Genomic DNA, 14492 nt, shown 5'->3' with positions numbered 1-14492 from the left:
ACACATAAACATTCAACATCGTGTCACTAATTGAACAACTCATCCAGCGTGCCAAGGCAGACAAGCAACGCATTGTGCTGCCCGAAGGAACTGAAGAGCGCACGCTCAAAGCCGCCAACCAGATTCTGACTGACGGAGTCGCCGACCTCATCTTGCTCGGCAATGTGGAAGAAATCCAGGAGAAAGCCCGCGAGTGGGGACTTGGAAACATCTCAAAAGCCACTCTCATCGACCCGCAGAACAGCGAGAAGAGCGAGGAGTATGCACAAATGCTCTTTGAACTTCGCAAGAAGAAAGGCATGACGATCGAGGAAGCCCGCAAGAAGGTGACCGACCCGCTCTACTATGGTTGCATGATTATCAAGAGCGGAGAAGCCGACGGACAACTCGCCGGAGCACGAAACACCACCGGCGACGTGCTGCGCCCGGCACTCCAAATCATCAAAACCGCACCCGGCATCACCTGTGTCAGCGGTGCCATGCTCCTTCTGACCCATGCGCCCGAATGCGGTGACAATGGTGTGCTCGTCATGGGCGATGTCGCCGTGACTCCCGTGCCCGATGCCAACCAACTCGCGCAGATTGCCATCTGCACCGCCCGCACCGCCAAGGCTGTCGCCGGCATCGAACCCCGTGTCGCCATGCTCAGTTTCTCCACCCACGGTTCTGCCAAACATGAGGTCGTGGACAAAGTCGTTGAAGCCACCCGCATCGCCCACGAGATGGACCCCGAACTCCTGCTCGACGGTGAACTGCAGGCTGACGCCGCCCTCGTTCCCTCCGTCGGTGCCTCCAAGGCTCCGGGCAGTCCCATTGCCGGAAAGGCAAACGTGCTCGTCGTGCCTTCACTCGAAGTCGGCAACATCGGTTACAAACTCGTGCAGCGCCTCGGTCACGCCACCGCCGTCGGTCCCATCCTCCAAGGCATTGCGCGTCCCGTGAACGACCTCTCCCGCGGATGCTCCATTGATGACGTCTATAAGATGATTGCCATCACTGCCAACCAAGCCATTGCAGCCAAAGCGCTCTGAGAACATAAACACACCTAAACACACCTCAAACCAATGAAAATCCTTGTCATCAACTGCGGAAGCAGTTCCATCAAATATAAACTCTATGAGATGGACGACCAGAGCGTCCTCGCTGCCGGCGGCATTGAGAAAATCGGACTTGAAGGCTCTTTCCTCAAAACCACCATCAACGGCGAAAAGAAAATCATTGAGTCACCTTGTCCCACCCACACCGAGGGAATTCGCCTCATGTTTGACACCTTGCTCCACCCGGAATATGGTGCCATCAAAAACCTCGACGAAATCAGTGCTGCCGGTCACCGCATCGTGGCAGGCGGACGCTTCACCGAGAGCCGCATCGTCACCGATGAAATGCTTGAAGAGTGGAAACAGTACATGGAACTTGCGCCCCTCCACAGCGAAGCTCACCTCAAAGGCTACGTGGCAGTGAAACAGATGCTTCCCAACCTCCCTCAGGTCTTCGTCTTTGACACCGCCTTCCATCAGACCATGCCCGCCCACGCCTACATGTATGCTGTGCCTTATAAATTCTACGAAACTCAGAACGTGCGCCGTTGGGGTGCTCACGGCACCAGCCATCGTTATGTCACCGCTCGCGTTTGTGAGTTCCTCGGCGTGAAGCCCGAAGACGTGAACATCGTCACCTGCCACATCGGAAACGGTGCCTCCATTTCCGCCGTGAAGGGAGGTCGTTGCGTAGATACCTCCATGGGTCTCACCCCGCTGGAAGGTCTCATGATGGGCACTCGCTCCGGTGACGTTGATCCCTCTGCCGTGCTCAGCATCATGAAGAAGGAAGGACTCACTCCGGATCAGATGAGTGACCTGCTCAACAAGCAGAGCGGTGTCCTCGGCATCAGCGGCATCTCCAGCGACATTCGTGAGGTGGAAGAAGCCATCAAGGCGGGCAACGAAAGAGCTGCCCTCGCCATGCAAATGTATGACTACAGAATCAAGAAGTACATTGGTGCCTATGCCGCCGCCATGGGTGGACTTGACATCCTTGTCTTCACCGCTGGTGTCGGCGAGCACCAGGCAGATGTTCGTGCCGGCAGCGTGAGTGGTCTTGAGTTCATGGGCATCAAATTGGACGAAGCAGCCAACAACCGCAACTTCGGCGAGGAGGAAATCATCTCCACTCCCGACAGCAAGGTCAAGGTCGTGGTTGTTCCCACCGACGAAGAACTCCTCATTGCTTCCGACACCCTCGCCCTTCTTGACAAATAAGTTTGCATTTCTGCAAAATCCTTCATCCCCTGCACCGTGCAGCGTCAGTCATTGATTGTCACGCCCGCCCGTGCAGGGGCTTTTTGTGTTCGTCTCGTTCGTTATGTTCATTACGTTCATTACACACGTTACATACGATTCGTTCCATTCGTTGTTTCGTGTTCAAAAACTATTGCTGTCCGGTAAAACTTTTGCAAAGAAAATAAATTAGGGCTGACACTTCTCGCGAAGTATCAACCCTTTTATTTATCTCTTTTTTTGAGAAATAAATATATAAATATGAGCAAAGATAGTCATTCTACCGGACAGCAATAGTTCAATATATAGGGAGTTTACGCTTTCGTGCTGCGCTGTCTCAACCACCTTCGTACGGGCACATCGTAGAGCCGCCAGCAGATAAATGCCAAAAGTACGCTGCCCGCCACCATAGCCACCACCATCCACGGACATTCGTTCAGAGTATAACATTTCTCGCGGATCAGCCAGCCGTAGAACAGGTACATGACAGGATAGTGCACCATATAGAGCGGATAGGAGATGTCACCCATAAAGCGGCATATGGCTGTGGAAACCTTGTCGGTGGTTCGACCCGAAGCAGCCAGCCACACCATCAGGGGGAATACCACCATGATGCAGGCCATCTCAAACACGCCGTTCCAATGCACGGCGCCATCGGTCAGGAAGGGCACCGAGAACAGCGCAAAGAGCACTGCTGCCGAAAACCAGAAGATGTCGCGCACCCGCACCGGGCGAAACGACCGCGCCAGCAGCAACCCCATGCTCATGGGAAAAAGCATCCGCAGCATGCCGCCGCAGAAATTGACAGCATCCAGCGTCCAGCCCACGCCCACCATGCCGTAGCCCGACACGTCCGCCACGCCATACCAAGCCCACGCTACGCCCAGCGCCGCCACCCATGCTGTCAGCACACCGCGCGACATCCGGCGCAGGAGCAACACGTACAGGATATTGCCCACGTATTCAAAGAACAGCGACCACGTGGGACCGTTCAGCGAGAACATCTCGCCATTGCCGCGCACATCGTAGGGACACCCCGGCACAGCAGGAATCATCAGCAGGTTCATCAACAGCGCCAGCAGCACCATCGACAGAGGCACCGCCGTGCCATCCCACTGCGCACAGCCACCCAGGCAGAAGCTCACCGCTCCCAACACCGCTCCCAACACCGCTCCCAACACCAGCATCGGGTGCAGGCGCACCAATCGTCGGCGCAGGAAAGTCCATGTCGTGAGACGGCCCTGCTGCAGGGTTTGCGTTCCAAAAGGAGCGTCCACGCTGAAGCGGTCATCGTAGGCATAGCCGATAACGAAACCCGAAAGTACAAAGAAGAAATCCACGGCTAAGTAGCCATGATTGAAGAGCTTAATCAGGCCATCGCCCTCCCCGCCCGTAGCGGCAGCAAAGGCAAAGCCCTCCTGCACATGATACCATACGACCATGAGTGCATCCGCACCGCGCAATCCGTCCAGCAACGCATAATGAGGCTTAGCTTCCAACGTTGCAATTTGTTTGTTTTTCATGATTCAGATTTATATAGGGAGAGGCCATCCTCTCCCAAGCCGTCCACCAAGTTGCCCCAAATATACGACTTTTGTTCTTTCTTTCTTTCAACGCTCCTCTCATTCTTTTTCAATCATCTTTTGGCGTAAAGCGTGCTTCTTCCTACATTTGCCGGAAAGTTGTAATTCAGTTCGCTGTAGGATTGTACACTAAGGAGCCTTCGGTGAAAAAGACATAATTATTGCAGCATGAAACAATATGAAGCGGTCATTGAGACTCTGAAACGACTGGGCGGAGCAGCCACTCTGGGACAACTGAATCAAGAGGTGATGCAAATCACTGAATGCACTTGGAAAACGAAGACACCGTTTGCCAGCATCAGACGAATTGTGCAGGACCGACCGGAGATCTATCGCATCAAACCGGGACTCTGGGCTCTGGAATCTCACCGGCAGCAACTGGAGGCAAATGGAATGATTGTGGAAACGTCTCACAACCGGAACTCAAAGGCTGTTGAAGATTTTAACCACTCTTACTATCAAGGGTTGCTGTTGCAAATTGGGAACATGGAACATTTCCAAACGTATGTACCCTCACAAGACAAAAACAAAAGGTTTCTGCAAACTCCCTTGGCAGAATTGAATTCGCTGCAAAGTCAGATGCCCGCTTACAGTTATGAGGCATTGGTTCACAGGAGCAGTACGGTGGATGTGATTTGGTTTTCCGATTTCGGTTTGGACGAGTCATTGCTTCTTCCCGCAGCGTTCTATGAAATTGAGCATTCCACAGACATCCAGAACTCGCTGCTGAAGTTCAACGACCTGCGGGGTTTCAATGCAAAAATGTTTATCGTGGCTGACGCGAAAAGAGAAGAAGAGTTCCGGAAGAAGATGTCTTTCAGTGCTTTCCATGCACTAAAAAAAGAAAACCGTGTGGTCTTTCTTGACTATGAGAGACTTGTCAAAATCTATGAGAACAAAATGGCTTTGCGGGATGTCCATGCCGACTTCTAAGATTAAAAGCACGATGAAAGAATACGTTTTCTATACTACGGAGGGAACCACGTTATCCCCTAATCAAATGGAAGTGGAGAATTGTCAGATCCTAAGTTTTGAACGTGCCGAGAATGCTGAATCTGCGTGGGTGTCGTTTCAGCAGAACTTCGCTGTTGAGAAACATGGATTTTCATTAAACAAGGTGCTGTGTCGTGAAATCGGAGAGTGAAATCGGTGAGATGAGGAATATTTGCGAACGAGTCTTCTGAAAATTTGTGTGCATCCCGGTTTTTAGCGAACTTTGCCCTCCAATTCTTTGTTTCTCTAATTATTCAGACTGATTGATGACTCAAAAAGACTGTTTGATGGTCCTCTCGGGAGGGATGGATTCGGTGACCATGCTCCACGAATTTCATGAGCGCATCGCACTGGCTGTGACCTTTGACTATGGCAGTAATCACGGCGCACGCGAGATGAAAATGGCACAACTCCACTGCCAACGTCTGGGAATTCCTCACAAAGTGATTTCGCTTCCTTTCATCCACGAAATGTTCCACTCCTCACTCCTGGAGGGAGCGGACGCCATCCCCGAAGGACACTATGCCGATGAGAACATGCACTCCACGGTGGTGCCCTTCCGCAATGGCATCATGCTCGCCGTCTGTGCGGGACTTGCAGAGGACAGTGGCTTGGCACACGTCATGTTGGCAAACCATGCCGGCGACCATTCCATCTATCCCGACTGCCGACCGGAATTCGTTGAAGCGATGTCAAAGGCTGTGCAGAGCGGAACCTACACGAAGACCGATGTGTGGGCACCCTATACGCTGCTGACCAAAGCGGACATAGCCCGCAGAGGAGCGGCAATGGGAATAGACTACGCTGAGACATGGTCGTGCTACAAAGGCGGAGACGTTCACTGCGGACGCTGCGGCACCTGCGTTGAACGGCGCGAAGCCCTCGCCGAAGCCGGCGTGAAGGACACAACGGTGTATGAGGAATGAAATCTTTCTCATGAACATAATCCTTGTCTCATAATCTTAGGTCTCCTTATCCATTTAATAGAACAATGAATCGGTCCGCAGAAGGATGTCAATGTTCTTAATAATCTCTGACTTCAAATAATGATTTACTGCATATCCAAAACTATGACGGTGTCCGCTAGTCACAGTCTGCATCTGAACTACGAAAGCAAGTGCTCAAGATTGCACGGTCACAACTGGCGCATCACCGTTTTTTGCATGGCAAAACACAAAGATGAAAACGGCATGGTCGTGGACTTCTCCCACGTCAAACGATTGATTCATGGACGATTGGACCATGGGAATCTCAACGAACTCTTGGACTTTAACCCCACGGCGGAGAACCTCGCGGAATGGATTGTGGGACAGATTCCACAATGCTATAAGGCGGTGGTCGAAGAGAGCGAGGGCAACGTGGCAATGTGTGTGGACGAACAGATGACAGTTGGTGTGCCTGCCGCTCTGCTGCTCTGAGTGACATCTCTTGGACGGATTCACGTACACTTCAAATCCTCAAAGCGCGCAGCCTGTTCTTATCTTTCAGACCTTTCACTCCACTCATTCTCTCATGCGTGTCAACGAAATATTTTTCTCTCTGCAAGGCGAGGGCTTTCATGCCGGACGGGCAGCTGTGTTTGTGCGCTTTTCTGGTTGCAACCTCCGTTGTCCCTTCTGCGACACGGAGTTTGATGATTTCCGAGAAATGACGGAAGAGGAGATCGTGGCAGAGGCAACTCGTCTTTCACGGGGCGGGTTGGTGGTTCTGACGGGCGGGGAACCCACACTGCAAATGACACCCTCGCTGACGCAGAAACTGCGCGAGGCGGGATTCACGGTGTGTGTGGAAACCAACGGTACACGAGAAGTGAACCACGATTTGGCGGATTGGATCACCTGCTCCCCTAAGCAAACCTTCTTGTCCCATGCTGCGGTGCGACTTGCTGAGGCTGACGAAGTGAAGGTCGTGTTTGACGGATTGCATGAGGTGTCTGACTGCGGCATCAAAACCACGCGCCGCTACGTCCAACCCTGCGACGTCTGCGATGCCGTGCGTAACGCAGAAATTGCGCGCAAAGCGGTGGACTACGTGAAAAAGAATCCTCAATGGCAGCTCTCCGTGCAACTTCACAAACTATTGGGGTTCAGATGAGTGCGGACTCCTCCACATAACATAAATAATAAAGCAATGAAGATAGACTACGAAAAATATGATGCCGACATTTTGCGCCTGGCTCAACTCGTGAAAAACGTTTACTCGGATGGGGTGAAGGGGGTCTATGGCATTCCCCGCGGAGGCTACTATCCTGCCATCCGTTTGGCGGAGCATTTGCAATGTCCTGTGCTGGCGCGTCCCGAGGCGGGTTGTCTGCTGGTGGACGACCGTTTCCTGACCGGTGAGACACTGAAAAAGGTGGAGGTGGCGGCAGGTGGAACTTGCCGCAAGGCGGTGGTCTATGTCGATGCACGTGTCACGGAAGCAGCCACGGAGGCAGGCGTGCTATGGGCTGAGAGTTTGCTTGGTTCTGCCGTCATGCCCGATGAAGGTCCGACAGATGTGGAACGTCACATTCGTTGCTGCTTGGAGCACATTGGCGAGGATGCGTTGCGTCCCGGCTTGGTGGGCACGCCCGACCGTATTCGGAGAATGTGGGAAGAGATTTTTCGAGGCTACAACCCCGAACAGGCACCTCGCGTCACGGTCTTTGACAACGGTTCAGACGGCATAGTTTATGACGGCATGGTGGTCGATAGTGGTCGATTTAACTCCATGTGCGAGCATCACCTCATGCCCTTCTGGGGAAAATATTGGTTTGCCTATATTCCTCATCCCAAAGGGAAAATACTCGGGCTGAGCAAGATTGGTCGGGTCGTGGACTACTGTGCCGCACGGGCTCAGATTCAGGAGCGTCTGGTGCGCGATGTGGTGGCGATGCTTTCTGACGCATTGAACGGCGAGCATCCTCCTCTCGGGTTGGCGTTGATGATGAAAGCCCATCACGGTTGCAAAGAGTTTCGTGGCGTGAAGAAGCGTGGCATCATGACCTCCTCCTATCTCGAGGGTGTTTTCAAAACCAACGCCCAGACCCGCAGCGAATTTTTCGGCTTGGTCGGGCACGATGAGGATATTTGATTACAGGCGTGTTCTATAAATTACGGCATAAGGGGTGCTCAAAAGAAAGTGCTTACTTTTGGGTAGCAGAGTCTTTATGAGTAATTCGATTCTCAGCGTACTCTTTTGTTTTTTTCGTCGGTCAAATCGCTGGCTATGCATATTCTTTCGCTGACAAAAGTTCATATCTAAGGAATCAAAAATCAACTCAACCTAATTTTTAGAACACCCCTTAATTGTTCTCGTAGCATATTTTATTATTGCTGTCCGGTAAACGCACAAATCTTTTGCCGGACAGCAAGTTATATTATAGTACGCGCCTTGTTCGCCTCGTTGGGTCTCCCGCTCCACGAGGCGTTTGAGTTTCGTGGAAAGTCGGGTTGGGCTTTCAGACTTGACTTTCTTTGTTGCCTCTGCTCGCCAATCGGTTCATCACCATCGCCACGGTGAACCAGATGGCAGCTTGAAGCCAAAGGAGACACCATTCCGGGCGCACGTCTTCCAAGCGAGCACCCATGTTGTGAAGCGCAACGAAACCGCGGATGCCGGGGGAGGAGGGGAAGACAAGACTCAACGCCTTCCACCATTCGGGCATGGCGCTCGCCGGCCAGGAAATGCCGGAGATGAACAACAAGGGAACGGAGGTGAAAACGATGAACGGGATGCAAATCTCACGCTGCTTCATCAGCCTGCCGAGACTGCGAGCAAAGAAGACGCAAGCCAGCAGATAGGGGAAGAGGAAAAGTGCGAGGTCGTCGGCACGCTCCAAACAGGGAAGGCGGAACAGGCGCGGCACGACGCAGAGCACATAGACCGAAACGGGGACATAGAGCAGCAGCCACGCCAAGCAGCGCATGATTTCCTCTCCCGCTCCATCGGCAATCGGGAGATTTTTTTCGCGGGCGGTGCCGCAGCGCATCCCCATGCTCAAAAGGAGGGTTTGCTGGATGACGAGCATCAACACGGCGGGGATGAGGAAAGAGGCGAAGCCGGCTTGCGGGTTGAAGATGGTCACCTCTTCATAGTTCACGGGGTGCACGGCAAGTTCCTCTTGTCGTGAGTTGAGCGGTCCTTCCAAGCGTTTCAGTCGGATTTGGGCGTTGAGGGCGAGGCTGACGTTGGTGTTGGCGGTGAGGAGGGCTTTGTAGTAGAGCATACCGCTGAGGCTGGCATAGGCGGAGACGCTGACCTGTTCGCCGCGTGCGAGGTGGCGGGAGAAGTCGCGGGGAATGGCGACGATGCCGAAGGCGTCACCTCGTTTCACCTTTTCTTCTGCCTCTTTCATGTCGGTGCAGCGCGCCACGATGTTCACCTCCGAGGTGGCGTCCAGGGAGCGGAGATAGCTCCGACTTTCCGCCGTGGCACAGTCGTCAATGACCACGATGGGCACTTCCTGCACGACCTCTTCATTATAGATAAAGGTGTAGAGCAGGGGATAGCCTAAGGGCACGAGCAGACAGAAGACGATGATGCCGCCATCGCGAAAGATGGCTCTCACTTCGTTGGCAAAGATGTGAAGAAGATGGGGCATGGGAGAGAAAGGAGATGAAGAAAGGTGGGGGCAAAGTGGATTCGGCGCGGGCAAAGCGGGAGCCTTATTTTGTTCGGCGTTGAGAAAGAATGTCGTGAATGAAGGCTACCAAGAATTTGAGCAGAAGAAGGAATGGTGCCACCAGAAAAAAGCAGCAAACGACCAATGTGATGGCTTTTAGAAGGAAGGTGAGAAGGTCTTCAAACATTGGAGGAAGGGTGAAGGTGGGTCAGCCGTGTTTGAGTTTAGGGGACGTAGCGGTAGGTGGTGAGGATGGTGCGCAGTCTTGGCAGGAAGAGCAGGGGCAGAGACACCATGATGAGAAGGGTGGCGAGGTGGGGGAAGGCAGAGGCAAGGCAACCGCCGTGGAGGGCGGAGTTCACATAGAGCATGTAGTAGTGGCGCAGAGGGAACAGCCAGGCTGCCCATTGCAGGATGGGGTGCATGGACATGACGGGGAACGACATGCCGCAGATGCTGAAAGAAATCATGCCCCAGAGTGAGGCAAAGGAGAGTCCCAAGCGAAGGGTGGGGAGCATGGCAAACATGAAAACGCCGAGTCCCTGGCAGCCCATGATGAACAACCACATCACGCCCCACAACGGCAGGATGCCGCCGGCGCAGGGGAAGTTCAGAAAGACATAGAACCAAGCCACGATGAGGCTGCCCGTGAGGAAGAAAAGAAGATGTTGGGCGAAGAGTTTTCCGAGCACGGCGCGCCACGTGCTGTCTCCGGCGCGAGCGAGCAGTTCGTCCGCCGTCCCGTGTTTGAGTTCTTCGCCGAGGCTGAAGACGGTCACCATGAAGATGAAGAGTCCAAGGATGCCCGGGACGATGATGTTGGTGAGATAGACGCTATAGTTCAACCACGGATTCCCGACGGCGTGCATGTCGATGACCACGGGTTGGAGATATGCCATCGCTTGTCGTTCGGTGGCGCCGCGAGCGTAGAGCATGGAGCGTGCCGCAGCGCCGGAAACCAGTTCCGAGAGAGTTCGCATGTCACGGTAGAGCAGGGAACCCGCCACGAGGTAGGCATAACTCGTGTAGAAAGAGACGGTGGGCATTCGTTGTGCCATGGCGTCTCGCCCGGTTCCTTTTGGGATGACATAGAAGCCGTAGATGTTTCCGCGTTGCACGTCCCGTCTTGCTTCTGTCGCATTGGCATAGGTCGGCAGCGAGTGTGGCATTTGGAAAGATTGCAGCGTGCGGATGATGTTCCGGGACGTAGCGCTGCGGTCCTCGTCCACAATTCCCAGCGGCAGTTGTTCCGGCAGTCCCTCCTTCATCAGCGTCGTGAAAAAGAAGCAGCAGAAGAGCGGGAAGACCACGGTGCAACACAGAAAGAGCGGGCGGCGGAGCAACTTCTTCGTCTCCGTCACAAACACTTTCCAAAAGCCTTGTCTGATTTGTTTCATGTTTCAGAGCGGCAGTGCCGCGGGTTTGATAATATAGAAAACTCCGCCGCAAGCGGGTCGCTTTGACGGTGTGTCATAATAGCCAATCTGCTTCGTTGCCATTGCGTTCAGACGTAGTCATGTGCTCCACGGAAAACTCCGCCGCAGGCGGGTCGCTTTGACGGTGTGTCATAATAGCCAATCTGCTTCGTTGCTATCGGATTCGGGCGTAGAAAACTCCGCCGCAGGCGGGTCGCTGTTTCTTGAAGCGTGGCACACGCTTCAAGAAGAGAGAAGGGCGGATGCAAGCACGCCGGGGAGCGCCAAGCGGCAAGGGGCGTGGCTCACGCCCCGACGAGCGTCAAACGACGAGTGCGTCAAACGACTTACGCCCCGACGAGCGTCAAACGACGAGCGTCAAACGACTTACGCCCCGACGAGCAGCACGCTCATGCCCGCTCGTAGTCCTTTGATTGGTTTAGTGAAGTCCGCTTTCACCTCGAACGTACGTCGGTCAAATTGTCCGGTTGTTTTCGTAGCTTTCCAGACGGAGTAGGAGCCCATGTCTCGGATTTGTCTCACTTTCAGTGTCACCTCCTTGTTGCCTAGTGCCGGGATGACGGCACGGATTTGTTGGTTCACCTCCATGCCATTCAGCAAGTCCTCCCGCACGTGGAACGCCACCCACGGTTCGTTCATGTCAGAGATGGTCATGACCGGTGCTCCTGTGCCGACGAGTTCTCCCGTTTCCGGGAAGATTTCGGAGATTTCTCCGGCGTGTGGTGCGCGGAGCACGGTCTCTTTGAGATAGGAGCGCACCTCGTTCACTGCTCCTTGGGCGCGGTTCGCTTGTGCACCGGCGGCGTCGCGGTCCTCGGCTTGTGCGCCGTGGAGCACGAGTTCATATTGCGCTTTCGCTGCTCCCTCCGTACTGATGGCAGCGTCAAGTTGCGCTTTCGTTTCGTCGCGTTTTTGCGCCGTCATCACCCCCTGTTCGAAGAGTCGGTTCACTCTGCCGTAGGATTTCTCACAGATTTCTCGTCCGGCTTTCGCTTTTTGCCACATTTCGTAGGCTGCTTGAATTTGTTCTTCGCGTGCTCCGCGGTTAGCTTTGCGGCTCATTGCATCCGCGGCAGAGGCAGCAGCCTCCGCTTGTTGCAGTTTCGCCTCCACTTCGGGTGCTTCCAGCAGCGCCACCGTGTCCCCCTCCGCCACGAGGTCCCCCTCCTTGACGAAGAGTCGGGCGATTCTGCCCGGCACTTTGCCCGCCACGCGATAGTCCGTCACCTCCACCATGCCCTGCACGGTTTCCGGTTGTTCTTGAAAAGAATAGATGCCGCCTGCCACGACCAACAAAATCACACCGCCCAGAACGGCAGCGGAAAGCAGGAAATCAGGTGTTTTTCTTGTCATATTGTGTAGTGCCTTCGGCACAGCGTTTTTAGTAATCCTCAAAAAATAACCTGCATTATCTTTGAAAATCTTTTCGTTCCATATTTCCTCCCTCATCAGTCACATAGCAACGGCTATGCTCCTTCATCGGGTGAAAATCTGACCTCGAAAATGTCATTCAAATCTGATGCAACTTATTATTTTCATATTACTTAGTGAGTTTTCAATAAGAGAGAGAAGGGGGAGACTTGAAGATATTTGTTTGGTATAAATCTTTCAGAAAGAGGGAGATGACATCATTTGTTTCATTCCCCTCCCTTTGCTTTGCGGAGCACGGCACGGCTGAGTTGTCGGTCGATGAGTGCGTCGATTTGTTCGCTGTGAGCAGAGAGCCATGCGGTGTGTGCTGCCAGCAAGTTTTGCGTGGTGATGACACCTTCGTGGTGTCCGAGTTGAGCCACTCGCAGGTTCTCGTCGGCAGCTTCCATGTGTTTTTGTGCAAGTTCAAAGCGTCTGTCCGCTTCGGTGACGCGGAAGGTCGCTTGTTTCTGTTCCAACTCCACCGCTTCGCGTGCGTCCTCCATTTTCAACTGTGCCATGGTCGCTTCGGCGCGGGCTGCACGAATCTTGTGTTTCCCTTCGCCCCAGTTCCAGACGGGCACTTTCAGCGTCACGCCCACTGCCCACGTGCCGGCAAACTGACGTTCAAAACCGTTCAGCACGTGAGGGTTCGTCACAGCATATCCGCCCATCAGCGCCATCTGCGGGAGAAAGTCGGAGCGTACGACCTTCACCTTCTCTTTTTGTATCTTCCAAGCAGATTCCAACTGGTTCAGTTCCGGGCGGGAGAGGAAGTCAGCAGATGCGACTGCCGGCATTTTTTCAGGGTTGTCGGACGGTTCAATGTCCGTGTTGAGCGGCAGTCCGCAGAGTCTGCAGAGCAGCATCTTTGAGAGCGTCAGTCCGTCCTCCACCTTTGTCACCGTCATTTCCGCCTCGTTCAGTTTGACTGCCACGGAAAGCGCGTCGCTCTTTGTTGCCACGCCTTCAGCCACCATTTTTGTCATGTCGCTGTCGGTGTGTGCGAGCATGTCTCGGAAGGCGAGTGCCAGTTTCTGCTTGTGGCGCAGCGAAACCACTTGCCAGTAAGCCTGTTCCACCTCGAGCCACACCTGCTGTCGCGTCAGTCTTTGTCGTTCGTGTGCCACTCGTCGCGCCTCGTCCGTGATGCGCTCCCAGGCTCTGATTTTTCCTCCTGTGAAGAGCGGTTGTGTCAGCAGAATTGCTGCCGCCGTCACGTTGCGTGTGTCGGTTCGGAGTGCATTGGCGATGCCGCTTCCCAGTGCGTTCCCCGTGTTGGCGAGATTGCCGGCAGCGGCTTGGAGTCCTCCCGCGAGTCCTGCCAGTTCGGGGTGAGCAGCAATGAGGTTCGCCACTTGTGAGGAGAAGGAAGAGGTGAGTTGCGTCCCCAAGGTTCCCAGCGACTGTTTTTGAGCATCGGAGAGGAGGGAGACCTCGTCGCCGATGTGCATGTAGGAAGCGAGAGCGGAGACTTTGGGCAAATAGTTTGTGCGGGCGGTGCGAAAGTCTTGCTCCGCCTTTTCAATGGCAGCCTCTTCCATTGCCATGCGTCGGTTGTGGCTTGCGGCAAGTTGTTTGCAACTGTCGAGCGAGAGTGCGATGGTTTGCGCCGTTGCGGGGAGGGCGCAACAGAGAAGGAAACCAAAGAGAGTGAAGGTCCTCAAACGGACGCGGGTGAAGCATGAACTCATAAAAGGTGTTCTCATATTTTTTTAGGTCGCAAAATTAGGCATTTGCAGCGGTGGGACACGTTTTTGTGCTGCGAAAAGGGACAAAAAGAACAATCTAACCGAAAAATCGCATTGACGTGAGGAAGGAACAAGGCTGCCGTGCCGCGATTCCGTGCCTGAAAAATGAACGCTGACCCCAAATTCAGAACGCAGTCTGCGGACTATGCACTCTTGCCTGTTGCCTGTTGCCTGTTGCCTGTTGCCTGTTGCCTGTTGCCTGTTGCCTCTTGACCATTGACTGTTGACTCTTGACCATTGACTGTTGACTATAGACCATTGCCCATTGACACTTGTATATACGTAATTAAAAGGGGAAACAAAAAAACTATACAAACTATACACAAAACCCTACACAGATTCTGCATTCCTCTGATTTTCCGTGCGTTACGAAATGTATAGTTTGCGCTTCAAACTATACACAAACTATACACAAACTATACATTGAAGCGTTCAAA

Annotated in this window: 13 protein-coding genes; 8 read left to right on the top strand and 5 right to left on the bottom strand. The window is 53.6% G+C overall.

What is annotated here, in order from left to right; translation table 11 throughout:
• Positions 1-20 precede the first annotated feature (20 nt).
• Both pta and I6E40_RS06675 read left to right on the top strand, forming a co-directional pair.
• The gene (gene pta, locus I6E40_RS06680) at positions 21-1031 is read left to right on the top strand and encodes a phosphate acetyltransferase (RefSeq protein ID WP_235386263.1); all 1011 of its coding nucleotides are present in this window, start codon (positions 21-23) and stop codon (positions 1029-1031) included.
• Between the two features lie 33 nt (positions 1032-1064).
• A complete protein-coding gene (locus I6E40_RS06675; RefSeq protein WP_235386262.1) occupies positions 1065-2258 on the top strand; it encodes an acetate kinase in 1194 nt (397 codons plus the stop codon).
• A 332-nt stretch (positions 2259-2590) separates the two neighbouring features.
• On the opposite strand, the gene I6E40_RS06670 is transcribed toward I6E40_RS06675, so the two are convergent.
• On the bottom strand, positions 2591-3799 hold the full coding sequence (locus tag I6E40_RS06670) for an acyltransferase family protein (protein ID WP_235386261.1): 1209 nt from the start codon (positions 3797-3799) through the stop codon (positions 2591-2593).
• Positions 3800-4027: 228 nt separating this feature from the next.
• On the opposite strand from I6E40_RS06670, the gene I6E40_RS06665 reads away from it, so the two are divergent.
• The 5 genes from I6E40_RS06665 (at position 4028) to folE (ending at position 7927) form a co-directional block, all read left to right on the top strand.
• A complete protein-coding gene (locus I6E40_RS06665; RefSeq protein WP_235386260.1) occupies positions 4028-4792 on the top strand; it encodes a hypothetical protein in 765 nt (254 codons plus the stop codon).
• Positions 4793-5118: 326 nt separating this feature from the next.
• A complete protein-coding gene (gene queC / locus I6E40_RS06660; RefSeq protein WP_235386259.1) occupies positions 5119-5778 on the top strand; it encodes a 7-cyano-7-deazaguanine synthase QueC in 660 nt (219 codons plus the stop codon).
• Positions 5779-5901: 123 nt separating this feature from the next.
• Entirely contained in the window at positions 5902-6270 is a 369-nt protein-coding gene (locus tag I6E40_RS06655) for a 6-pyruvoyl trahydropterin synthase family protein (RefSeq protein WP_235386278.1), read from the top strand.
• Between the two features lie 94 nt (positions 6271-6364).
• Positions 6365-6946 carry a 7-carboxy-7-deazaguanine synthase QueE gene (locus I6E40_RS06650; RefSeq protein WP_235386258.1) on the top strand — a complete coding sequence of 194 codons (582 nt, stop codon included), beginning with the start codon at positions 6365-6367 and terminating at the stop codon, positions 6944-6946.
• A 36-nt stretch (positions 6947-6982) separates the two neighbouring features.
• Positions 6983-7927 (top strand): GTP cyclohydrolase I, encoded by a 945-nt coding sequence (gene folE, locus I6E40_RS06645; protein WP_235386257.1) that lies wholly within the window; start codon positions 6983-6985, stop codon positions 7925-7927.
• Positions 7928-8294: 367 nt separating this feature from the next.
• On the opposite strand, the gene I6E40_RS06640 is transcribed toward folE, so the two are convergent.
• Positions 8295-9437 (bottom strand): ABC transporter permease, encoded by a 1143-nt coding sequence (locus tag I6E40_RS06640; protein WP_235386256.1) that lies wholly within the window; start codon positions 9435-9437, stop codon positions 8295-8297.
• Here I6E40_RS06640 and I6E40_RS06635 point away from each other — a divergent pair.
• Positions 9436-9618: a hypothetical protein gene (locus I6E40_RS06635; protein WP_235386255.1), complete on the top strand. Its 183-nt coding sequence runs from the start codon at positions 9436-9438 to the stop codon at positions 9616-9618. The genes I6E40_RS06640 and I6E40_RS06635 overlap by 2 nt on opposite strands.
• Before the next feature lie 64 nt (positions 9619-9682).
• Here I6E40_RS06635 and I6E40_RS06630 read toward each other — a convergent pair whose 3' ends face one another.
• The 3 genes from I6E40_RS06630 to I6E40_RS06620 form a co-directional block, all read right to left on the bottom strand.
• Positions 9683-10855 (bottom strand): ABC transporter permease, encoded by a 1173-nt coding sequence (locus tag I6E40_RS06630; protein ID WP_235386254.1) that lies wholly within the window; start codon positions 10853-10855, stop codon positions 9683-9685.
• Positions 10856-11260: 405 nt separating this feature from the next.
• Positions 11261-12247 carry an HlyD family secretion protein gene (locus I6E40_RS06625; RefSeq protein ID WP_235386253.1) on the bottom strand — a complete coding sequence of 329 codons (987 nt, stop codon included), beginning with the start codon at positions 12245-12247 and terminating at the stop codon, positions 11261-11263.
• Positions 12248-12531: 284 nt separating this feature from the next.
• Positions 12532-14013, bottom strand: a complete 1482-nt coding sequence (locus I6E40_RS06620; protein ID WP_235386252.1) for a TolC family protein — start codon at positions 14011-14013, stop codon at positions 12532-12534.
• Positions 14014-14492: the final 479 nt, after the last annotated feature.

The organism is Prevotellamassilia timonensis (assembly GCF_021531665.1).
Taxonomy (GTDB): Bacteria; Bacteroidota; Bacteroidia; order Bacteroidales; family Bacteroidaceae; genus Alloprevotella.
This window is presented reverse-complemented; position numbering and strand designations above follow the sequence as displayed.